We start from the raw sequence: 21,630 nt of genomic DNA, 5'->3' as shown, positions 1-21,630 counted from the left end.
ATGAATCAGATTTATATTTTATTACTTTTCTTCTCTATTTCATATATCAGCGTTTTCTCCCAGAACGATAAGGCTACCCCGCGAAGCGGTGAAGGAGTGAAGGCATTCCTAAAAAGGAACAACCGGAACAGCGTTCAATATGAGCAGTTTCTGGAGCTGAATAAAGGTAAATTCGGGCGCAAGAACTCTTTATTGATGGGAGTTACATATACTTTGCCTCCTTTGTCGGGCGATAATAGTTCTGCATCTCAGGAGACAAACTCTTCTGTCAGCACTCAATCAGGGCAAACACGTGTGAACAAGCTGTTCGGAAGCAAGTATCAGGAATATACAGTTAAATCGAATAAGCTGAAAGGTACGTGTTTCTATCTTTCGAGTGGACATGGCGGCCCTGATCCGGGGGCTATCGGCAAGGTTGACGGTTATGAACTTCACGAAGATGAATATGCCTATGATATAACCCTGCGGCTTGCCCGAGCCCTGCTCGAAGAGGGAGCGACGGTGCATATGATTATACAGGATGCGGTGGATGGTATCCGTGACGACAGGTATCTTTCGAATAGTGATCGTGAGACCTGTATGGGTGAAGCGATTCCTCTCAATCAGGTGAAAAGATTACAGCAACGGAGTGATAAGATAAACAGTCTGGCGAAAAGAACGAAGGAGAAATATAAAAGGGCTGTTTTTATCCATGTAGACAGCCGCAGCCAGAAGGAGCAACTGGATGTCTTTTTTTACTGGGCGCCTAAAAGCAGCGGTGGTAAAAAGCTGGCGAATACAATGAGAACCACTTTCGAAAGCCATTATGATAAACATCAGCCGAGCAGGGGTTTTACGGGGACGATTGGCGAGCGCAGCCTTTTTATGCTGGATAAGACGACACCTGTAGGTATTTACGCCGAACTGGGCAATATTCAAAACAGTTTCGACCAGCGTAGATTCTTAGATCCGAATAACCGTCAGGCTTTGGCAAACTGGATGTGCCGCGGGTTTATTACGGATTATGAGAACTGGAAGAAGGGGAAGTAATCTTGCTTTTATTCTATCAGTTATTCAACTTTTTATTATCTCCAAGCTCCAAGGGGACTATGGGACTTGAAAAACAGCGTACGTCTTCTGTAAGTTTAAATAGTTTCGTATATTTGTGGAAAACGTTATTATTATGAGATTACTATTAATCAGCAATTCGACCAATCCCGGAGAAGCTTATCTGGACTATCCGAAGTACAATATCAAAGAATTTTTAGGAGAGAAACCGGTTAAGGCACTGTTTATTCCCTATGCGGCGGTGACTTTCTCTTATGATGAGTACGAAGAAAAAGTAAATAACCGCTTCAAAGAGATAGGACACAGTGTGGTTGGTATCCATCATTACGATGATCCGAAGAAAGCTGTGGAAGAAGCTGAAGCTATTATAGTTGGCGGTGGAAATACATGGAAACTCGTACGTATGATGCGTGATAATGGGTTGATTGACCTTATTCATAAAAAGGTAAAGGGCGGAACACCATATATTGGATGGAGTGCGGGTTCAAATGTAGCTTGTCCTACATTGCGTACGACGAATGATATGCCTATTGTCGACCCTAAAGGTTTTGATGTAGCTAATTTAGTCCCTTTCCAGATCAATCCTCATTATCTGGATGATCATCCTTCCAATCATGGGGGAGAGACCAGAGAAGTGCGTATTAACGAGTTTATCACCGAAAATCAAGATGTATATGTAGTCGGTTTGCGTGAAGCAACGATGCTCAATCTGGAAGGAGATGTATTGAAACTGATAGGGAAAAGATCTGCCCGTATATTTAAATATGGTCAGGAACCAAAGGAGCTGACTGATAAAGATGATTTTAACTTCTTGATGAAATAAAGGTATTGGTCTGGGGGTCAGTTCTGCTCCTCCAGACAAACCATCACAAAGTCCGGTTCCACTTTGTAATAAGCTGTGAACTGATGCCCTGAACCTGTACGGTACTCCGATGCTTCGAATATACCTTTCTGTCCGGGGATAAAATTTCCGACAAACAGATGTTCCCTGAAATCAATACTGTCCGCATCCAGAAATTTGAACATAGCTTCTTTGGCTGACCAATGCAGGAGGAGATGCACCAGTTCGTTATCCTTATCTATGTATTCATCTTTCCCTATGACGCGGCTTTGTACCCGCTTTATCTTATCGGATATCTGTTCTATATCGAGTCCTATTGGCTTTTCTCTGTTAATGGCTACAGCAACGAATTTTTTGGTATGTGATACACTTATATGGAACGACTTGTCTGTCAGGTAAGGTTTTCCCGACGGGTTGTAATATACCTGCTTTTCTTCACCTGCCAGTTCTTTGATCAATAGCCGGGCAGAGAGTATTTCCAAAACACGGGATTCGGACTTGATGGAATATATGTTCTCAACCCAGTTATGATGAGATAAGGCCGAGAGAAGTTCTTCCCTGGTCTCTTCTATTTTCCATACACCTATCAGTGTAGCTGCGGTTATATATTCCTTGTAGTAAAGCATTACGGTTTCAAAGGTAAAACTTTTTCCATCAACTCAGCAAAGATGGCAGCCATACGTTGCTGAATATATTTATCCTGTCCTTCGTCGGGATGCCAGCCAAATTCTTCTCCGTTAATTGTCTCATTATTATGGGCGTATAATATGCTGTATTGCTTTCCGGTAACAGGGTGCAAATGGTTTCGTGAAAAACCGGTGTATTTATCGAATTCCACGATGGGGAATCCCCATCTTTCCCCTAGTTTGCGAATAGCCGGATTGAAAATGGTACGGGCATCGTGCCAGTGGGTACACATAACGATTACGACAGGCTTGCCGTTTTCTGTACCATAGTATTTAGAGTCTTTGTCGAACTTCAGATTATAGCATTCGGTAATGTAGCGTTTGATCACATAATCGTATGCTGCCGCATAGTTAGAACGGTCGAATGGGACAGGATAATCTTTGTAATTCTGCTTTAGTCCGGCTGTATCGGCAACATTCTCGTCGTGAACATGCATGATAACGAATGCGTCTATGTCCTCGAGTTCTTCTTGGGTATATAGTTCCCCTTTAGCCATCCGGTTTGCGGCATCGGAGATCGCTGTGCCGCCTGTGGCAGTATTGATCGGTTTCGCGTTCAGTTGTTTGCAGGCCAGTTCGAACCAGCCGTTGTTCGATGAGGCAAAAGATGCTCCGGTCAATAGGATAGTGTATTTATTATTATATTCTCCTTTTCCTGCTTCTCCTTTTCTATCCTTGCACTGTGCGTTTGAGAATATCATAAGGATCAGCGATAGACAAAGTACTACTTTCTTCACTGCTGCTTATTTTAATTATGTAAATGACATAAAAAGAGAAAGGAGCTCTATTGTTATAAAACTCCTTCCCAAGTATACTTGTGGAATATTAGTTAACGTATGCCAGTACTTGGTTCTTCTGAACTTTTGCACCTTGTTTAGTCTCTATCTGGATGACCTTACCGGAAGAAAGAGCCTTCACTTCTTCTATGCCATAGTAAGTCTGAACGAAGCAGATAACATCGCCTTCTTTTACCTCTGTACCTATTACAGGAGCAGTAGATACATCATCTACATCCACCTGCCAGATCACCTGGCCGCTTACTGTAGCTTGAATAGGTTTTGCATCAGGGTATTTTGCCTGAATAGCTTCTGCGTCGAATGCAGGTACTTCAATTACCTGACGTGTAACGATAATAGGAGCTCCGGCTTTTTCCTTCTGTTTCTCCAAATCTTCATTGAAACGTTCTTTAGCCAGACCGGACTTATAGTCACGGTATTGACGGTCGTGCATTGCGAGTTCGAACAGTTCTTCATCATCTTGGCCATAATCCCATCCGTTGTCGTCCATTTCCTTGCGGTATGTATCCAACGCATCAGGATATTCGTCCTGAGGGTTGCCGGTATAGAATTCAAGATTTTTAGACTTGGCCAGTTCAATGATTTCATCATCCAGTTTGCCCGGAAGAGTACCGGTTTTACCCAGAATCATGTTCCAACTGTCTTTGTCTATATTTGAGAAACGAGGTTGTCCCTGAGCCATAGCAAAGATGTTCATCAGTGCGATATTCTTCACATACTGGCTGAATGGTGTTACCAATGGCGGATAACCAAGTTTAGGCCATATATACTCTACTTCCTCGAATAGCTGAACCACAAGGTCGTTCAGTGTTACTTCGGCTTTTCCATTGTTGCGAAGTGCCATATTGATAGCAGAATGCATACCGCGAAGGTCAGCCATCATAGAGCCCATCATACCACCCGGAAGTCCACAGCCTACAAGCAGAGAGTTCAGGAACTTATTGGATGGGTCGATCCAGTAGCCTAAGAAGTCATCGATGAAAGACTGTGTCAGAGCACGAGCTTCCATATATGCATTCATATTGATATCAGGAACAGAGAAGCCGGCATCTTTCAGCATGGCCTGTATTGTGATAACGTCAGGATGTACCATTCCCCAAGCTAATGGTTCGATAGCAGTATCCAGATAATCAGCCCCAGCTCTTGCAACTTCGAGCATAGACGCAACGGAGAATCCGGGGCCTGTATGTCCGTGATATTCGATAGGGATATTCGGATGTCTGTCCTTTAATGCTTTTACAAGTTTACCGAGGAAAGCGGGGCGGCCTACTCCGGCCATATCTTTTAAGCAAATTTCGTCTGCTCCGAAATCAATCAGTTTATCAGCGAAATTTACATAGTAATCAACAGTGTGTATCGGGGAATGTGTGATACAAAGAGCAGTCTGGGAAATCATACCTGCTTCTTTTGCATATTTTACCGATAACTCCAGATTGCGGGGATCGTTCAACCCGTCAAAAGAACGGGAGATGTTTGTTCCCTGAGCATGTTTTACCTTGAACATCAGGCGACGCACGTCTTTCGGAACAGGATACATGCGCAGAGCATTCAGTCCGCGTTCGAGCATATGAGTCTGTATACCGACCTTGTTGAACGGCGCTGTCCATTCGCGAACCGCTCTATTGGGGTTTTCACCATAAAGCAGGTTTACTTGTTCGAAAGCACCACCGTTTGTTTCAACACGGGCAAAACAGCCCATATCGATGATTACAGGTGCAATTTGTGTTAATTGGTCAACACGCGGCTGGTACTTTCCGGATGACTGCCACATGTCACGATAAACGAGGCTAAATTTAATTTCTTTTCCCATGACTGTTTTTAGAGTTATATTGAAAAAGAGTAGCATAAAACGGCTTATGCAGACTCTAAAATCTGTTAATTCACCAACTGTATATCAATCTATTGATTGCCTCACAAATTTAAGTTTTTATATCTGAATAAAAGAATAAAATAATTATTAAAATTATCAATTTGTCATAAAAAGAGTGTAATATTTCCGTTTTTCATCCCCTATCTGTAAGGCTTGCACAAAGAAGGTAAAAGTGAGCAGTCTTTTTGTTTGATAAATCTTATTTTTTGATCAATAAGGGTTTTGTAATGAATGGAAGGAATAATTGCTATTTGGTTTTATTTCAGCTTATAGTATATCTACAGTTTGAAAAAGTAACACATGTAACACTTTTTGCACTTTATTCAGATTAATAGTATTTTTCAATTCCACCAAATCCTTTTATTATTTTATTCTCTTTTGTTTTATTGATAAAGTTGTTTAATCGCTTTTCAAATTCTTCCGGTCGTTTCCTTGCTGCCTCAATGTATGCAATCCGGATACGTTTATATGTGTCGGAAAAATGTTGATAGTTTTTCCATACTATATCATCTCCTTTCAATTTGTCGGTGATATCATTTGGAAAAATAAAAGGGTCAGACAAGAGATTTCGTATTTTATCCTCAAATTTTTGGTGTACCATTTTATTTTCCAATAACCATTTAAGTCTTTCTTTGTTGGCTTGTGAGTATGTACTTTTAGGATTTCTGGGCGTGAAACGCTGAATTTTATGTTCTTTATCAAGCGATTTTATCGTACTGTCAATCCATTCGAAACAAAGTGCTTCTTCAACGGCATCGTTGTATATAATACTTTTTTTTCCCGATGATATCGTGGGGAATACAAACCAGATTTCATTGGCAGTCTCAAAGTTGTCGGTTAGCCACTTTCGCCAATCTTTTCTATTTTCAAAGTATTTTATTTCTATTGACATAACAGGGTTATTCAAACTAATTATTATACTGCCTTTACCTTCATAATAACGGAGCATTTATATGTCGGCATTCTCACCCGGAGATGCTAAGGCTCAGTAAAGGTAACAAAGGTAACACAGAAAACAATTAATAATTAATAATGAAAAATTAATAATTAGCTTGCTGAACAGAGCATCTCGTATCTTCCTTCAAAAGGTAACAAAAGTAACACTTTTTTCAGTTAACAGTCATCAGTTAACAACTTGTATCTCGTGTCTTGTCTACCCGTATCTCATATAACTTTCAACTCATTACCCACTACTTAAAATTCATCGCTCATCATTTTATTTACGTTTATTAACTATATTTGGTTAAAATCTGACACATCTGACAGTTTTTTATTGTTTTTATCTTGTTGTTTTTGCATCTGTTAACCATATGTGGTTAAAAAGTAACAAAGGTAACAGCTTTTAGCTATTAGCTGATAGCTTTTAGCCGATAGCTTATGTACAAAACCTGACAAACCTGACGACTTTTCACACAATTTTTATTGTCACTTTTTCTTCTAAAAACTCCGTGCTACTCCGTTTACTCTGTGGTTAAAAATAAAAGGTAACAAAGGTTACACTATTTCACTTATTTGCTAATTAATTATTTCAAAGAACTCTTTTTCTTGTAAACTAGTAAACTGATAACTAGTATACTTCAAAATACATAGATAAACTTTTTCAAAAAGATTAAATCTCTCTACCCTGGAAAATTCAAACAGGCTCTTGTGTATTTTGAGTATTATATTATCTTTGGTAAGTAATTAATAACTACCATGAAAAAGCTATTTATACTGACTTTGTTAGTCTATGTATTTATCATCGGCATTATGGCACAAGACAAGCGCACTAAAGCTTTTAATCTTGTAATGCCTGAAAATGTTGTAGAGAACAGTTTATATAACAACACAGAATTCCTCGACTCAAGATTATACAAAGAAGATCTTGGATATGTACAAACGGGAATGCTCAATAATTATGCATATTTGGTAGACCAGATTCCTTTTGCGCACCAATTCGACTCCCTCATAAATAGTATTACAAATGAAACGGCACAACACAAAACATTGTTGCTGCAATTGCGCAACCTGAATTTTAGTGAAATAACCAAGGCGATGAGTGAAACCGGATATTGTCATGTCCGTATGAGTTTATATGAAAAAGAATACCCGGATTATTATCTCATAGCCACCCTCGATACATTACTTACAGTTAAAGCAATGGATGTTACCGGTAAACTGATAAAAAGTTCATCCGGTATTATTACTACATTTATTTCGGATAACCTAGTTAGCAAAAGAACAGATGAAGCTCCCTTTTTGCTGGCAGATATTCATAATATTGATTTTTTTGAGAAAAATAATATGAAGCTTTACAGTGCCGATACATATATAGATGGCATTTATCCGGATTTCGCCTCTTTTGCAAATCAGACTCCGATAGCAGATGAACTTACTCCTAAATTTGATAGTAGTAATAACTTAAAGGAAATAAAAAAACTCAATGAGCAAAACAAGCTTAAGAAGCTCAACCCTAAGGATTTTTATGCTGTAGTGGTTGATGGGCAGCCTTATATCACCAGTAATAAAAGCTATATCCCTGTGTATAAGGTGAAAGATGAATTTAAGTTTTTGAATGACGGTAATATAAGAATAGATATGGGAGCATATGTTGGCGCGGGAATTGCTGCCGGGATAGTAGGAGGGCTTCTCGGAGTAGCCATCATTCCGGTGCTGAGCAATCAGCCTGAGAAGGTAGAAATGACAATTGACCACCTGAATGGTCATTTCATCGTATTGCCCGATGTCGCAGAACCCTGAATGGTCACGGATCTGTATTAGAATATACTTTTAAATAAAAAGAGTCCCTATTGATTCTTATCACCAGGGACTCTTTTATCTGTAATTAGATCTCTTATCCTTTCAGCGCTTTATCCATTGCTGCGGCGGCTTTTCTTCCATCACCCATGGCAAGGATTACGGTTGCTCCTCCACGTACAATATCTCCTCCGGCATATACTTCCGGCAGGGCGGATTGCATGGTTTCCTGATTTACAACGATTGTGCCCCATTTAGTGACCTCTAGCCCTTTGAATGTAGATGGAATCAATGGGTTAGGAGAAACTCCCACACTCACAATTACCTGGTCTACATCGAACCACTCGGTTGCACCTTCGATAGCAACCGGTTTACGGCGTCCCGAAGCATCAGGCTCACCCAGTTCCATTTTTTGAAGAAGCATACGCTGTACACGTCCATTTTCGTCCCCTTCGTATCTGAGCGGATTGTGTAGAGTATGGAATATTATACCTTCTTCTTTGGCATGTTTCACTTCTTCGATACGTGCCGGCATTTCTTCTTCCGAACGACGATATACAATATATGCCTTTTCTGCGCCTAAGCGTTTCGCTGTACGTACGGCGTCCATCGCTGTGTTCCCTGCTCCTATGACAGCAACTTTTTTACCCATCTGCACAGGAGTGTCACTTTCCGGATTTGATGCATCCATAAGGTTTACACGGGTAAGGAACTCGTTGCATGACATCACGCCGATAAGGTTCTCTCCCGGAATATTCATAAAATTAGGTAATCCAGCGCCACTGGCAGCGAATATTCCTTTAAATCCGTCGTTCAGTAAATCCTCACGCGAAATAGTTTTACCTACTATACAATTGTTGATGAACTTCACACCCATTTCGCGAAGGACATTTATTTCAACATCCACTATCTCATTAGGGAGACGGAACTCGGGTATGCCATATTTCAATACACCACCGATCTCGTGTAATGCTTCAAATACAGTGACGTCATATCCCAGCTTCGCCATATCTCCGGCAAAAGCCAGACCGGCAGGGCCTGATCCTACCGCTGCGATTTTAATACCGTTGGCAGGAGCTAGTTCAGGTAAGGACATTTGCCCGCTTTCGCGTTCGTAATCTGCTGCGAATCGTTCAAGATAACCGATAGCAACAGGTTCTTTTTTCATTTTTTGTATATAGATACATTTTGCTTCGCACTGTTTTTCCTGTGGACATACACGTCCGCAAACGGCAGGCAAGGCGCTGGTCTCTTTCAGTACTTTTGCAGCTTCGAGGAATTCTCCCCGCTCAATATTCTTAATAAATGAAGGTATCTGTATGTTTACCGGACAACCCTCCATGCATGTAGGGTTGGCACAATCGAGGCAGCGTGCAGCTTCAAACATTGCTTGCTCCTTTGTTAATCCCAGATTAACTTCCTCCTTCAATGAATGGCTTCTGTATTCGGCATCCAGTTCCGGCATATGCACACGCGGCCTCTCGCCACGCTCTTTGGCTTTCATGCCTCTGCGTAGCTCGTCTCTCCAAGGTTCACTACGTCTTGCCTGTATGTTTTCTTGTTCTGTCATAACTTATATTTCGCTGATCGCTATTGGCTTATGGTTGTTAGTCTTATGGTTTGTTTTTAGTCCTCTGATTAATTGTATGCTTTCAATCTCATCAACATTTCATCGAAATCAACTTCGTGAGCATTGAATTCCGGACCATCTACGCATACAAACTTGGTTTTACCTCCAACGGTGATGCGGCATGCACCACACATTCCTGTTCCGTCTACCATTATAGTATTCAGGGAGGCCATTGTAGGTATATTATACTTCTGGGTAAGAAGGGATACGAATTTCATCATAATGGCAGGTCCTATGGTTACACACAGGTCTACCTTCTCCCTATTTACTACCATCTCGATTCCGTTTGTAATCAAACCCTTGTATCCATACGAACCGTCGTCTGTCATAACAATTACCTCATCGGAATACTCGGCAACCTGCTTTTCGAGGATTACCAGATCCTTTGTACGTGCAGCCAAAACTGAAATTACTTTATTTCCGGCCTTCTTCATGGCTTCTATAATAGGCAGCATAGGTGCAATACCAACACCACCGCCAGCACATATTACGGTGCCGTAATTTTCGATGTGGGTAGCTTGTCCCAAAGGTCCTACAACATCTGTGATATAATCACCTGTGTTGAGGTCGCAAATCTTTTTAGATGATGCGCCTACAGCCTGTATAACTATCGTTATCGTACCATTGGCCACATCAGAAGCGGCAATTGTGAGAGGAATACGCTCTCCTTTTTCGCCTACCCGTACAATTACAAAGTGCCCGGCTTTACGACTTCGTGCTATCAGAGGTGCTTCTACCTCAAACTTTACTACATTTTCAGAGAAATACTCTTTGTCTACAATTTTATTCATTCCAGAATATTAGTTTAAGAGACTATTTAGATTTTATGATTAGTTTTTTTAGTGTTATAAACAATTTACCTCTTTACGTGTTATATTAAAAAAATAGAGATTGGGCTATTAAAATATCAAAATGCAGCCTTTTCATCGAAAAAATATGTGATTAGGGTTTAAAATAATTCTTTTGTCAAGATATTTTTCAAGCCTGACATGCAAAGTTACGACAAAGTTTATTTACTAAGTCATTATCTGCTATAAAATATCATATAATTTGTTAGTTTAAGTTTTTGTGAAAAAATTCGACAATGTTTCCATAACCTTCTATTTCCAATTTCTTACGGATAACAGATTTTTTCATCTGAATAGTGTTGATGCTGAATTCCAGTATGATAGCTATTTCATTGTTGCTGAGCCCTGCATATTCAAGGCAACATATGCGGATTTCAATTTCGTCAAGCTGAGGATACTTTTTTCGAATTGTATCCGGAACGCCTTTATATAGCTGGTTCATTATATCAAATAATTTATTCCAGTCAAGATTCTCCTGATTGTAAACGATTTCGTTTACCTTTTTCAATAGTTTCTGACCATGTTTCTTTTCCTCTCCTTTCAATTCTGTTTTAAGTAAAGCGACCTTTTTGAAGATATCGAAGTGCTGGAATAGAACTTTTCTGAAGGAGTTTTCTTTCTCATCAATGTTATCGGCCATCTCCTGCATTTGGAATATTTTTTCCTGAGCAACAGCCAGTGCCGCTTTGTCTTTAATTCTCTTACGGTAAAAAACAAAGCTCATAGCCAGAATAAGTATAAACATCAGTAATATAATGAGAAATGCTGTTTGTCTCTGAATAAGAAGCCGGTTGTTTTCGTTCTGTAACAGCTCGATGTCATACTTTTTCTGTACATCAAGAGCTATATGATTATTTGTGTCTTTGAGCATCTTTTTCAGGAGTGCGGTATATTCTTTATAATCGCTCAATGCCTGTTGATAGTTTTTGTCTTTTTCTGCTGTCTTGGCCAGTAGTTGATAGATTATTAATTTTAACGGGTGGTTGTCATACCCTTCTATCAATGTCAGTGATTTATTGATATAGAATAGTGTGGAGTCCTTGTTCTGTTCATCGTCGAATGAATAAGCTATGTTGAGATAGTTTCTTGCTACCTCTTCATTATCATTTAAGTAAGGTATAGAATGCCTGAAATATGCTCTGGCTTGGTCTCGTTTGCCAATGCTGCCGAGAGCAAAACCCATGTTGCGAATAATAAAGGCTTGTTCTATAGAGTCGTTGTGTGCCTTGGCCAGAGATAGGCCTTTATTGTAATAGTAGAAGCTACTATCCGTATCTCCTCTCGTTAGCAGATTGGAACCTATTTTGTCATAGGCTATGATTTCATTCTTATAGTTTCCTGCTTTATTGAAATGTAGAATTGCTTGTCTATACTTGAGTATTGCTTCGTTATTCAAAAGCTGATCCTGATAAAGGTCTCCTATGTAGGTTTCTATCAGTCCCTTAAGGGCATTGTTGTCGCTCTCCTTTGCGTAAGTTTCAGCATTTAAGTATGTACTCATAGCCATTTGGGTGTCTCCTCGTGCCGCCAGAACATATCCGCTGTATAGGGAAGCTATGGCTGTATTTTCCATATCACCTTTGTCTTCGTAATATTTCTTTGTTTCAAAGATTATAGTGTCATTCGTTATATCTTCCAATGTTTTGTCTTTGGCTTGTATATGCAGAAGGATATATTTGTTGTAGAGTTCTTTGTCCAGATCTTTAGGGTCAATCTCATTGTTGAGTATCTGTAGAGCCTCTTTGGGATTTTGTTCTAAAAGGACTTCTGCCCGGCTTAGTGTTTCTTCCGTTTTTTCGTTCGGGTTACAAGATAAAAATGCAGTGCACAGCATGAATATAACCCCGATATTTCTATACATAATTTCACTCATTTGAAGGATAATTGTTGAAAAAGACTTCATAGTTACTTAAAAAAAGGCTTCAAAACAAGAAATATGGTATAATTTTTCTAAGAAAAAATCTATATAAAATAACATATTTATAAATATAATTATTTTATAATTAAATATATATGTAAAATAGGACTTATAAAAATCTATATCATTCAAAAAAACATTGCATTTGTTTATTTCATCCATTAGTTTTGTATCAGACTTACAGAGAAAGACAACCTTGCAATTCCTTGTGGCTATGAGAAAGATTTATCTGTGTTTTTTGGTTTTGGTTGTTTCATTTATTATAAACACGTATATGTATTCGTTCAATAGTAAGAATAGTTATTACATCCTAAGTGTGAATGATGATGATGTTGACTGGGAAATTACAGTAAAAATCCTCACAGGATCCAATAGACCAAGGATGGCAGATGCCGGCAAGACTGTATCTCTCTTTAAGCCTGTACAGATTTATCAAAGTAATTTTGGTTTAAAAGTCAATCTGTTTATTTACGGAAAGATAAATATCAAAATTGTTGATAATGCAGGTATGCCGGTTTATTTACGGCAATTTACACCGGATGGTGTGAATAATAAAGTTGAAATAAATACCTCCGGATGGAATAGTGGTAGTTATACTATTACTCTATCAGATGCAACAGGAACAAATATTGCTGTCGGAGAATTCGATATACGTTAGGTTTATTAGGCAAAGATACTTTTCCCGCAAGACTTAGCTTACTTACAATTACAATTTATTATTGGGGAAGTCTTTTGCAACAGCTACTTGCAAATAGCTATGGAAAGGGTGAATCTGGACAGATTTGCCCTTTTGCATTTTAGAGGCTATTGAATTATAGCGAAATGAACGCTAAAAATCTATCTTAAAAGCAATTTAAAACAGACTGGCGGTATAACTCAAAACAGTTTCTTAGAAAACAAAGCGGATCCAGCAATACGAAAGAACGGCGATTATGATCCATAAGATTATACCCAGCAGGAATGTGTTCACACCTGTTTCCTTTACTTCTTTCATATTTATGGATGTACCTATAAAAAATAAAGAAATCATCATTCCTTTCTTGCCGAGCCAGCTTAAATGGTCGTTAGTCTCGGCCATTCCCGGTATGTAATTGCCTATAATGATAGCAACGACGAATAGGAAGATGAACCAGGGGATATTTATTTTAGATGCTTTGTTTTTATTGAAGAATGCGATACACAAAGCTAAAGGGATAATCCATAACGTACGGGTAAGTTTTACTGTAGTACCTACCTGTAAGGCTTGTTCCCCATATGCGGAGCAGGCGCCGACTACAGAACTGGTGTCGTGGATGGCAATGGCGGCCCAATAGCCGAAATGTGTCTGATCCATTTCTAGTAAATGGCCGATCACGGGGAATATAAATAGTCCCACGGCATTTAATACGAATATCACAGCCAGAGAAAAACTTATTTCGTTGTTTTTTGCCCCTAATACAGGTGCTATTGCTGCTATGGCGCTTCCTCCGCAGATAGCGGTCCCTCCCGAAATAAGCATGGTTGTATTTTTCTGCACCTGAAGAAATCTTCCGAGAATAATACCGCAAACCATGGTGACGGCGACAGAGACAACAGTGATCATAAATCCTGTTTTTCCCGTTTGCACAACATCGTGTACCGACATAGAAAATCCCATGCATACAATTGATGCCTGTAGCAGATATTTTGTTAGTTTTCCTGTTTTTACAACCTCTTCTCCTTTATAGAAGATAGCAAGCAATATACCGATAAACAGGGCCAAAGGAGCGGAGAAGAACGGGAAAAGACAGCAGATAGGAATGATGTAATATAATTTACCCAGATATTTTTGCATCGTTTTATTCCTCCAGCATTTTAAGCGCTTTGTTCTCGCACCCGGTCATAAATTCACGTTCTCCGGGGCCTTTGTCATTGATCCCGCACAGGTGAAGGATTCCATGTATGATAATCCGGTGGATTTCTTCGTCGTAATTTGTCTCAAATTGTTCAGCATTGCTCTTTACCGTATCCAGGCTTATGAATATATCCCCAGATATAGTCTCGCCCTCAGTATAGTCGAAAGTAATAATGTCTGTATAATAATCGTGCTGTAAGTATTGATTATTTATTTCCAGAATTTTCTTGTCGGAGCAAAAAATGAAGGAAATATCTCCGACCTTTTTTTTATAAGAAGCCGCTACGGATTTTATCCAGCTTGTGGTCTCACGCTTTTTTATAGAGGGTAGTTTTACCTCTTCCGCCTGATATATTATCGCCATAACCGATTTTTGATTAGAGAAATGATTTTACAAAGGTAAATCATAATAAAATCAGGAGCAAGAAAATATCGGGAAAAGCAATACGAATCCGACTACAGACACTATAGACGGTATTTATCTGATAATAAATAAACCTTATGTAAGAAGCCGCTAAACAATATAAATAATCACTATCTTTGAAACATTAATAACATAACTAACGCATTTAATAGTATGAAGAATATCACAAGAAAAACTCTCGACGAGTTTATTATTGAGAGACAAGAGGATTTCAGGTACTCTACAGGTGAACTTTCCCGTCTTTTAAATTCTATATTGCTTGCTGCCAGAGTGGTAAGCTATAAGGTGAATAAAGCCGGACTAGTAGATATACTTGGTGCAGCCGGTAATGTGAATGTACAAGGCGAAGAACAGAAAAAGCTGGACGTATATGCCAATGATGTATTTATACAAACGTTGGTTAACCGTGAAATTGTTTGTGGTATTGCTTCCGAGGAGAATGACAATTTTATAACCATACAGGGGCTGGATGAGGGACATAACAATAAATATGTGGTATTGATGGACCCATTGGATGGCTCTTCGAATATTGAAGTAAATGTATCTGTGGGGACTATCTTCTCCATCTATCGGCGCATTTCGCCAATAGGATCTCCTGTGACAATGGAAGATTTTCTCCAGCCGGGAGTGAATCAGGTAGCAGCAGGATATATCCTGTACGGCACATCTACCATGATAGTATATACAACCGGACGCGGGGTGAACGGGTTTACGCTGAATCCGGCTATAGGCAGCTTCTATCTGTCGCATCCCAATATGAGATGTCCTAAAAATGCGAAGATATATTCAGTGAATGAAGGCAACTATGTGCATTTTCCGCAAGGTGTAAAAGATTATATCAAATATTGTCAGGAAGAGAAGGAAGATCGTCCTTACTCTGCCCGGTATATAGGTAGTCTGGTTTCCGATTGTCACCGTAATCTGATCACCGGAGGTATCTATTTTTATCCGTCTACACATAAGTCGCCAAAAGGAAAACTGAGGCTGCTCTATGAGTGTAACCCGATGGCTTTCATTACCGAGCAGGCCGGAGGTAGTGCCACAGATGGCATAAACCGTATTTTGGAGTTGCAGCCCACCGAACTTCATCAGCGCACACCGTTCTATTGCGGAAGTTCTAATATGGTGGAGAAATTGAAGGACTTTATTGTTCAGGCACAAGAAAAGGAGAAGAAACAGCAATAATATAAAAATATAAAACTCCCATTGTCAATTTTAAAACAATGGGAGTTTTTCTATATAGCTTATCAATGTTAGAATTGAATTATGAACTCGAAGAAGAAGATTTACTTCAACTTCAATTGTACTTTGCATCGAAGGACGAGATGCAAATAAAACAACGTAGAAAAGAAAAATACAGAATGATAGGCCTGTCGCTCCTGTGCGGGCTTCTGTTGTTTTTCGATGAAGGCTATCGCCTGCTCTCCTACTTTTTTCTAGGCTCATCAGTTCTCTTTTTTATTATTTATCCATGGTGGTCGGTCTGGTTCTATAAGCGGATGTATAGAAAACATATATCAGAAAGTATGCGGGCAGAATTTCCTTATAATACAAAGCTCTTATTGGGAAGCGAATTTATCGAAATTGAAACAAAGAAAGGCTATCGGCATTATGATGTAAAAGAGATGGATACTATAATTGAAACGGAGCATCATTTCTTTATTGTGACGAGCCGTCAGGTAAGTATTATAGTACCGAAGCACCGGATGAATAATACAGAGGAGGTAAAGATGCGATTGTTACGATACAAAGAGAATAATCCCATCTCTTTTGTTGAAGATATGGATTGGAAATGGAAATAGGGGAGTTAAGCCTGTTTCAAATATTTTATAATAGATTATAGTTACTTACATTGTTATACTTATCCTGCAACTTTATATATGTATATAGCCAATAGCATTTAGCTGTTAGCCGATAGCTCTTTGAATTGATAAATTAGCAAATTTGTAAATTAGCAAATGAGTGAAATAGTGTAACCTTTGTTACTTTTTATGGAACTGTAGGGGCGAAACATCTTTCGCCCGCAATGATCAACGGGCGAAAGATGTTTCGCCCCTACAAAAATTATAAAAACTGTTACCTTTGTTGCTTTTCAACTATATATAGTCAACAGATGTGAAAACGGCAAGATAAAAGCAGTGGAAAAACTGTCAGATGTGTCAGGTTTTAACGAAATATGGTTAATAAATGAAAATCAGACGATGAGTTATGAATCTCACTTCACTATAACGAAGCGCAACATTGTTAACTGCCGACTATTTACTGAGACAAATGTTACCTTTTAACAAGTAGTAAGTTTAAGTAATAAGTCGTTGGTTTCTGTTAATCAATAAAAGCTAATTCTTAATTATTCATTCTTAATTATTCATTGCTTTCTATGTTACCTTTGTCTCCTTTTAAGAATACATTAATAGTAGAAAATGGTTTTATCTAACAACGAAAATAAACAGTATCTGGCAAAAAGTACGCTTTGGCTGATGGCAGTCGGAGCCGGACTGGTTGTCGCAAATAACTATTATAACCAGCCTTTGTTGGGGATGATAGCCAAAGAGTTTGGTGAGTCCGAAGCCGCTGTCAGCAGGGTGGCCATGTTTACCCAGATAGGTTATGCGGCAGGACTTCTGCTCATAATCCCGTTAGGTGACATGTTTAAACGGAAAAAGATAGTACTGACAGACTTTATCTTTATTATCCTTTCATTGCTGATCTTTGCTTTTAGCAAATCACTTTCAGTAATGATTACCGCCAGTTTTTTCATAGGGCTTACATCTGTAGTACCACAAATCTTCGTGCCCATAGCCGCCCAGTTATCTGCACCTGAAGAGAAAGGCAGAAATGTAGGAATAGTAATGAGTGGCCTGCTTATCGGTATATTGGCCTCACGCGTCTTTAGCGGCCTGCTGGGAGAATATCTCGGCTGGCGTGAGGTATTTTACATTGCAGCCGGAATGATGGTTGTACTGGGCGTTCTTATCGCATGGCTGTTGCCGGATATGCAACCGACCTTTAAGGGGACTTATAGTCAATTGATGGGATCTATATTCCGTTATACGAAAGAAATACCCACCCTCAGATTAGCTTCCTTACGGGGTGCATTAGGTTTTGGTTCTTTTTCCATATTCTGGACCACCCTAACTTTCAGGCTCGAACAGGCGCCGTTCTTTCAGGGAAGCGATGTCGCGGGTTCGCTGGGTCTTGTTGGCATAGTCGGCGCATTGGCTGCATCAGTTACCGGTTCTGTGTCGGGGAAAGTAAATAAGAATAAGATAATCCTTATAGCCTGCCTCCTGATGCTTCTGTCGTGGGGGATATTCGGATTCTCCGGAAATACTTATATAGGACTGATTGCAGGTATTATCCTTCTGGATATGGGGCTACAGGGAATGCATGTCACCAACCAGACCATCGTTTTTTCTACACATCCGGAGGCTTCTAACAGATTAAATACGGTATATATGGTATCCTATTTCATAGGAGGCTCTGTAGGTACATTCCTCGGAGGCATAGCATGGCAATACTACGGATGGAACGGCGTTGTGGGTGTCGGTGGCCTGCTTGTCCTGCTTTGTTTATCCGTACATATGCTGTTATGTAATAGAACCAAATACAAGATGTAAGCAGTTAGAGTTTTTCTGCCCTTTTCATCTTGGATATCAACAAGGATATTGCAGTACCTGTCACGGCAAAGCCAAGTAAAAGGAATGGCATGTACCATACGATTATATCGAGTTGGATGTGCCAGAACGCATGCTCTTTGAAGATAATGAACCACGATAAAGGACACACTACCGAGGTAAATGTAGCAAGTATCAAAGCGATATATTTGCGGTCATGCAATTTACGGTTAAAAAAACAGATAATGCCAGCACATACGATGATAATGAATATGAGATAGGCAAAGCGGAAACGGATGAAAACAGGAGTAAAGCCCCAGTCCCAGCTATTTTCGCGAAGATAGTATTTAATGACATTATTCCATACAAACGAAAGTGATGAAGGGTCGTTATCCGTTCCCTCCAGATCGGAGAACTGGACAAACGATGAACGACGGACAAAGGCTGTTTGCAGATAGCCAAGGGCCCCTCCCAGACTGCCCAGATAAGTCCATAATTGAAGGATCAGGACAAGGAATTGTACCAATACTGCACCTAAAGCGGCTAATCCGGCTTTGAAAGAAAACATGAAGAACTCTGAGAATCGTTGCCTTTCCAGATAGGAGTAATACACTATCGGGATGAAGATAGACAGCATTGTTGTAGAACTGAACTCAAGTCCTGAGAAGAAGAATTTGACAAGGACGGCAAGGAACAACGTGACAAAAATCCGTTTATCGGATATACTCCCCGGAAATGAGTGCCTTTTCTCCAAAACCAGGAGTATGGCAAGGAACGGAACATAAAAGTTCCACAGCGACCACCATAGCCCGTTACCGCCAAACATAACAATCTTAGGTGAGAGGAATATAAACAGGAAAGTGACAATAGCGGGAATAGAGCCGAAATTGCGCAACACCCAGCCGGTAAATACAAGGAAGCCTATCGCCATCAGCATGGTATTCAGAAAGCGGAGCATCTGATAGCTAGTCTCATTGCTGAAAGGGAGCGCTTTCTGTATCAGGTAATAGAGGGAAGCCTGCCCTCCGGAATGGCTGACATAGACACAATAGCCGTCAGGAGCATCCTTCTCGCCAAGATAATACTTAATCTGGTTGAACTGGTTTTCGGATACAATGGAATCTCGCAAGCCCAAGTCATTAACACGCAGTTCATCCTTTACGCTATCGGGTTTAATGTAATTCACACCCATGAATCCGGATGAAGCGAAGAATCCGTCTTTCTCTGCCTTTACCATCCGCCCTATAACCAGCCCTTCTTCAAAGGTTTCGTACTCCTTGTAATGAACAGGGACGGCCACCTTGAAAAGGTTGCTATAAAAGCTGAAGGTAAGCAGTAGGAATGCGATACCAAAGAAGAGCAGACGAGCCTTTCCGGCCTTGTTAATATTCATAGCCTACTTATGATTTCCCTAAAAGGTCTTTGAAGAAATACTTTACCTTCCACCAATTGGTATAAAGCTGCCTGTAACGGTAACGGTGCCTGTAATGGAAAGTCGATTCATAATACAGATTGCGGGTGGCCCATATCGGATAATCCTTTAGTAAACCCCAGTCGTAATGTTCATCGAAAGGGCAAATCTCATTCAGGGAAACCTCAGCTATCTTGTATTTCTTTGCCAGCATGGAATATATACTCTGGTCGTGCCGGTTCTCTACGAAGCCTTCAAGGTTTGGCGAGCGAGAAGGTTCGTCTGTGATAATGCTATAATTGTCCAGATACGGCTGGTACCAATCCTTTACAAATTGCATTACCAAAGGGCTTTTCTTAAGGAATATAGCCGTGGATTCGAATTGGGGTGTATGGGTGAAAGTCTTATCGTTGCGTACACCGTAATAGTCGAATATATCGCCTTTCGTCCATTCATTGTCGCAGCGTATCATTTCGGGCATATCGTTTGTAGGGATAACCTGCCCTCTGAAGCCAAGGATACCTGTTTCCGACTTATCCAATATGTCGTAGTATTCCAGCATACGCTTGCGCCCGTCCGGATTATAGAAGCAACCCAAATCGGCATACAGCAGCACGTCCCCGTCATTCATTCTTTCCAGTGTCTGCAATACCAGATAGGGCTTCCAGCACCAATAGCCGAATCCGCGGGAATAAGGAATCAGATAGCGTCCCCACTTCTTTTTGAAGTCGGCATCGAGGTCTTTATCGTTATAGGTATATATTTCATCGAAAACATTCAGGCTCTCAGCGGATTTCCGGTATCGTTCCGCTCCCTTAAACATGGGGTAATTGCCAAATGTGCATAAAACTCTCTTCATCTAAGTAACTGTTTAAATTTTACCGAAATTATTTCTTACATAACCACTTTCATTCTTTGGCATTCTCTTTATGGTTCTTTTGAGCATATTTTCTACTTTTTCCTTTTGGTTTAGCCCGCTAAACCTGCAAGAAAAAATCAAAAAATCTATCTCAAAATAACTCATAACAGAATACCAATAAAATCTAAACAGTTACTAAGTCGTGTTAATTGTTGAATAAGTCTTTGAACCAGTATTTCACCGCCCACAATCTGCGGTAGAGCTTCCTCAACCTGAAACGGTGCTTATAGTGGTACTTGCTAGTATAATACTTATCGCGGCGTGCCTGTATGGGATAGGTATCCAACAGAGACCAGTCACGCTGGAAAATCTCGTTCGTAGAAATCTCGGCTATGCCGTATTTCTTTCCCAGAATGGAATAGATGCTCTGGTCGTGCCGGTTCTCTTTAAAGCCCGGCAAGTTCGGCACACGTGAAGGAGAATCTGTGGCCAGACTATAATCGTCCAGATAAGCCTGATACCAGTCTTTTACGAACTGCATCACCAAAGGGCTTTTCTTAAAGAAAATGATTGTGGATTCGAACTGAGGAGTATGAGTATATGCTTTATCCTCATATACATTGTAGTAAGCAAAGACATCCCCTTTCGTCCACTCATATTCATGATAGAGCGTTTCAGGCATACCGTTATAAGATACTTCCTGACTCTTAACACCGAGAATCCCTGTGGGCGTCTTCTCCACCAGATCATAGTATTCCAGCAGACGTTCGCGTCCTTTAGGATTGAAATAGCAACCGATATCAGAATAGAGAAGCACATCGCCATCCTGCATTCCTTCCAGAATTTTGAGAATGAAATAAGGTTTCCAACACCAGTAACCGAATCCACGGGAGTAAGGGATAAGGTACCTTCCCCAACGTTTATAGAAGTCTTTGTCCAGATCCTTTTCGCAAACGGTATGGATATCATCAAATATACCCATGCTTTCGCACATCTTCCTGAAACGGGGGAAACCTTCAGTTAAGTAATAGCTGCCGAATGTACAGACTGCTCTCTTCATTGATGTTGTGTTATTA

19 protein-coding genes are annotated in these 21,630 nt (G+C 40.0%); 7 read left to right on the top strand and 12 right to left on the bottom strand.

The features are described 5' to 3' along the window. Entirely contained in the window at positions 1-1,029 is a 1,029-nt protein-coding gene (locus tag IR083_RS11250) for an N-acetylmuramoyl-L-alanine amidase (protein ID WP_194224410.1), read from the top strand. A gap of 133 nt (positions 1,030-1,162) precedes the next feature. After that, on the top strand, positions 1,163-1,870 hold the full coding sequence (gene pepE, locus IR083_RS11245) for a dipeptidase PepE (RefSeq protein ID WP_194224409.1): 708 nt from the start codon (positions 1,163-1,165) through the stop codon (positions 1,868-1,870). Between the two features lie 17 nt (positions 1,871-1,887). On the opposite strand, the gene IR083_RS11240 is transcribed toward pepE, so the two are convergent. The 4 genes from IR083_RS11240 to IR083_RS11225 all read right to left on the bottom strand — a co-directional run bounded on the left by IR083_RS11240 (position 1,888) and on the right by IR083_RS11225 (position 6,133). After that, complete coding sequence (locus tag IR083_RS11240; protein WP_194224408.1) at positions 1,888-2,514, bottom strand: 4'-phosphopantetheinyl transferase family protein; 627 nt, start codon at positions 2,512-2,514, stop codon at positions 1,888-1,890. Then, positions 2,514-3,275: a DUF5040 domain-containing protein gene (locus tag IR083_RS11235; protein WP_199343225.1), complete on the bottom strand. Its 762-nt coding sequence runs from the start codon at positions 3,273-3,275 to the stop codon at positions 2,514-2,516. The genes IR083_RS11240 and IR083_RS11235 overlap by 1 nt, the downstream gene beginning before the upstream one ends. Before the next feature lie 124 nt (positions 3,276-3,399). Continuing rightward, complete coding sequence (locus IR083_RS11230) at positions 3,400-5,181, bottom strand: biotin/lipoyl-containing protein (protein ID WP_006800135.1); 1,782 nt, start codon at positions 5,179-5,181, stop codon at positions 3,400-3,402. A gap of 388 nt (positions 5,182-5,569) precedes the next feature. Further along, entirely contained in the window at positions 5,570-6,133 is a 564-nt protein-coding gene (locus IR083_RS11225) for a YdeI/OmpD-associated family protein (RefSeq protein ID WP_194224406.1), read from the bottom strand. Positions 6,134-6,936: 803 nt separating this feature from the next. Here IR083_RS11225 and IR083_RS11220 point away from each other — a divergent pair. After that, positions 6,937-7,980 (top strand): hypothetical protein, encoded by a 1,044-nt coding sequence (locus tag IR083_RS11220; RefSeq protein ID WP_194224405.1) that lies wholly within the window; start codon positions 6,937-6,939, stop codon positions 7,978-7,980. A gap of 94 nt (positions 7,981-8,074) precedes the next feature. Here the strand turns inward: IR083_RS11220 and gltA are convergent, their stop codons facing one another. The 3 genes from gltA to IR083_RS11205 all read right to left on the bottom strand — a co-directional run bounded on the left by gltA (position 8,075) and on the right by IR083_RS11205 (position 12,316). Then, complete coding sequence (gene gltA, locus IR083_RS11215; RefSeq protein ID WP_194224404.1) at positions 8,075-9,547, bottom strand: NADPH-dependent glutamate synthase; 1,473 nt, start codon at positions 9,545-9,547, stop codon at positions 8,075-8,077. Positions 9,548-9,615: 68 nt separating this feature from the next. After that, on the bottom strand, positions 9,616-10,398 hold the full coding sequence (locus IR083_RS11210) for a sulfide/dihydroorotate dehydrogenase-like FAD/NAD-binding protein (RefSeq protein WP_194224403.1): 783 nt from the start codon (positions 10,396-10,398) through the stop codon (positions 9,616-9,618). Between the two features lie 262 nt (positions 10,399-10,660). Then, positions 10,661-12,316 (bottom strand): tetratricopeptide repeat protein, encoded by a 1,656-nt coding sequence (locus IR083_RS11205; protein WP_194224402.1) that lies wholly within the window; start codon positions 12,314-12,316, stop codon positions 10,661-10,663. Positions 12,317-12,587: 271 nt separating this feature from the next. Here IR083_RS11205 and IR083_RS11200 point away from each other — a divergent pair, with 271 nt between their 5' ends. Continuing rightward, the gene (locus IR083_RS11200; protein WP_194224401.1) at positions 12,588-13,031 is read left to right on the top strand and encodes a hypothetical protein; all 444 of its coding nucleotides are present in this window, start codon (positions 12,588-12,590) and stop codon (positions 13,029-13,031) included. 231 nt (positions 13,032-13,262) lie between these two features. On the opposite strand, the gene IR083_RS11195 is transcribed toward IR083_RS11200, so the two are convergent. Then, a complete protein-coding gene (locus IR083_RS11195; protein ID WP_194224400.1) occupies positions 13,263-14,186 on the bottom strand; it encodes a YeiH family protein in 924 nt (307 codons plus the stop codon). Between the two features lie 4 nt (positions 14,187-14,190). After that, positions 14,191-14,610 (bottom strand): rRNA maturation RNase YbeY, encoded by a 420-nt coding sequence (gene ybeY / locus IR083_RS11190; RefSeq protein WP_194224399.1) that lies wholly within the window; start codon positions 14,608-14,610, stop codon positions 14,191-14,193. Positions 14,611-14,823: 213 nt separating this feature from the next. On the opposite strand from ybeY, the gene fbp reads away from it, so the two are divergent. The 3 genes from fbp to IR083_RS11175 all read left to right on the top strand — a co-directional run bounded on the left by fbp (position 14,824) and on the right by IR083_RS11175 (position 18,287). Continuing rightward, positions 14,824-15,855 (top strand): class 1 fructose-bisphosphatase, encoded by a 1,032-nt coding sequence (gene fbp / locus IR083_RS11185; RefSeq protein ID WP_194224398.1) that lies wholly within the window; start codon positions 14,824-14,826, stop codon positions 15,853-15,855. Positions 15,856-15,920: 65 nt separating this feature from the next. Continuing rightward, positions 15,921-16,472, top strand: coding sequence for a YcxB family protein (locus IR083_RS11180; RefSeq protein WP_194224397.1), 552 nt, complete (start codon positions 15,921-15,923; stop codon positions 16,470-16,472). 618 nt (positions 16,473-17,090) lie between these two features. Beyond that, complete coding sequence (locus tag IR083_RS11175; protein ID WP_194224396.1) at positions 17,091-18,287, top strand: MFS transporter; 1,197 nt, start codon at positions 17,091-17,093, stop codon at positions 18,285-18,287. Positions 18,288-18,291: 4 nt separating this feature from the next. Here IR083_RS11175 and IR083_RS11170 read toward each other — a convergent pair whose 3' ends face one another. From IR083_RS11170 to IR083_RS11160, 3 genes are all read right to left on the bottom strand, one after another. Next, positions 18,292-19,677 carry a hypothetical protein gene (locus IR083_RS11170; RefSeq protein WP_194224395.1) on the bottom strand — a complete coding sequence of 462 codons (1,386 nt, stop codon included), beginning with the start codon at positions 19,675-19,677 and terminating at the stop codon, positions 18,292-18,294. Positions 19,678-19,684: 7 nt separating this feature from the next. After that, on the bottom strand, positions 19,685-20,554 hold the full coding sequence (locus tag IR083_RS11165) for a hypothetical protein (protein ID WP_006800122.1): 870 nt from the start codon (positions 20,552-20,554) through the stop codon (positions 19,685-19,687). 205 nt (positions 20,555-20,759) lie between these two features. After that, complete coding sequence (locus IR083_RS11160) at positions 20,760-21,614, bottom strand: hypothetical protein (RefSeq protein WP_194224394.1); 855 nt, start codon at positions 21,612-21,614, stop codon at positions 20,760-20,762. Between the last annotated feature and the right edge of the window lie 16 nt (positions 21,615-21,630).

Origin of the sequence: Dysgonomonas sp. GY75, from assembly GCF_015234155.1 — a bacterium.
Lineage (GTDB): Bacteria > Bacteroidota > Bacteroidia > Bacteroidales > Dysgonomonadaceae > Dysgonomonas > Dysgonomonas gadei.
This window is presented reverse-complemented; position numbering and strand designations above follow the sequence as displayed.

Bases quoted from the DNA above. Each gene is read 5' to 3' on its own strand.
- IR083_RS11250 (WP_194224410.1), top strand. From the start codon at position 1: ATGAATCAGATTTATATTTTATTACTTTTCTTCTCTATTTCATATATC.
- pepE (WP_194224409.1), top strand. From the start codon at position 1,163: ATGAGATTACTATTAATCAGCAATTCGACCAATCCCGGAGAAGCTTAT.
- IR083_RS11240 (WP_194224408.1), bottom strand. From the start codon at position 2,514: ATGCTTTACTACAAGGAATATATAACCGCAGCTACACTGATAGGTGTA.
- IR083_RS11235 (WP_199343225.1), bottom strand. From the start codon at position 3,275: ATGATATTCTCAAACGCACAGTGCAAGGATAGAAAAGGAGAAGCAGGA.
- IR083_RS11230 (WP_006800135.1), bottom strand. From the start codon at position 5,181: ATGGGAAAAGAAATTAAATTTAGCCTCGTTTATCGTGACATGTGGCAG.
- IR083_RS11225 (WP_194224406.1), bottom strand. From the start codon at position 6,133: ATGTCAATAGAAATAAAATACTTTGAAAATAGAAAAGATTGGCGAAAG.
- IR083_RS11220 (WP_194224405.1), top strand. From the start codon at position 6,937: ATGAAAAAGCTATTTATACTGACTTTGTTAGTCTATGTATTTATCATC.
- gltA (WP_194224404.1), bottom strand. From the start codon at position 9,547: ATGACAGAACAAGAAAACATACAGGCAAGACGTAGTGAACCTTGGAGA.
- IR083_RS11210 (WP_194224403.1), bottom strand. From the start codon at position 10,398: ATGAATAAAATTGTAGACAAAGAGTATTTCTCTGAAAATGTAGTAAAG.
- IR083_RS11205 (WP_194224402.1), bottom strand. From the start codon at position 12,316: ATGTATAGAAATATCGGGGTTATATTCATGCTGTGCACTGCATTTTTA.
- IR083_RS11200 (WP_194224401.1), top strand. From the start codon at position 12,588: ATGAGAAAGATTTATCTGTGTTTTTTGGTTTTGGTTGTTTCATTTATT.
- IR083_RS11195 (WP_194224400.1), bottom strand. From the start codon at position 14,186: ATGCAAAAATATCTGGGTAAATTATATTACATCATTCCTATCTGCTGT.
- ybeY (WP_194224399.1), bottom strand. From the start codon at position 14,610: ATGGCGATAATATATCAGGCGGAAGAGGTAAAACTACCCTCTATAAAA.
- fbp (WP_194224398.1), top strand. From the start codon at position 14,824: ATGAAGAATATCACAAGAAAAACTCTCGACGAGTTTATTATTGAGAGA.
- IR083_RS11180 (WP_194224397.1), top strand. From the start codon at position 15,921: ATGTTAGAATTGAATTATGAACTCGAAGAAGAAGATTTACTTCAACTT.
- IR083_RS11175 (WP_194224396.1), top strand. From the start codon at position 17,091: ATGGTTTTATCTAACAACGAAAATAAACAGTATCTGGCAAAAAGTACG.
- IR083_RS11170 (WP_194224395.1), bottom strand. From the start codon at position 19,677: ATGAATATTAACAAGGCCGGAAAGGCTCGTCTGCTCTTCTTTGGTATC.
- IR083_RS11165 (WP_006800122.1), bottom strand. From the start codon at position 20,554: ATGAAGAGAGTTTTATGCACATTTGGCAATTACCCCATGTTTAAGGGA.
- IR083_RS11160 (WP_194224394.1), bottom strand. From the start codon at position 21,614: ATGAAGAGAGCAGTCTGTACATTCGGCAGCTATTACTTAACTGAAGGT.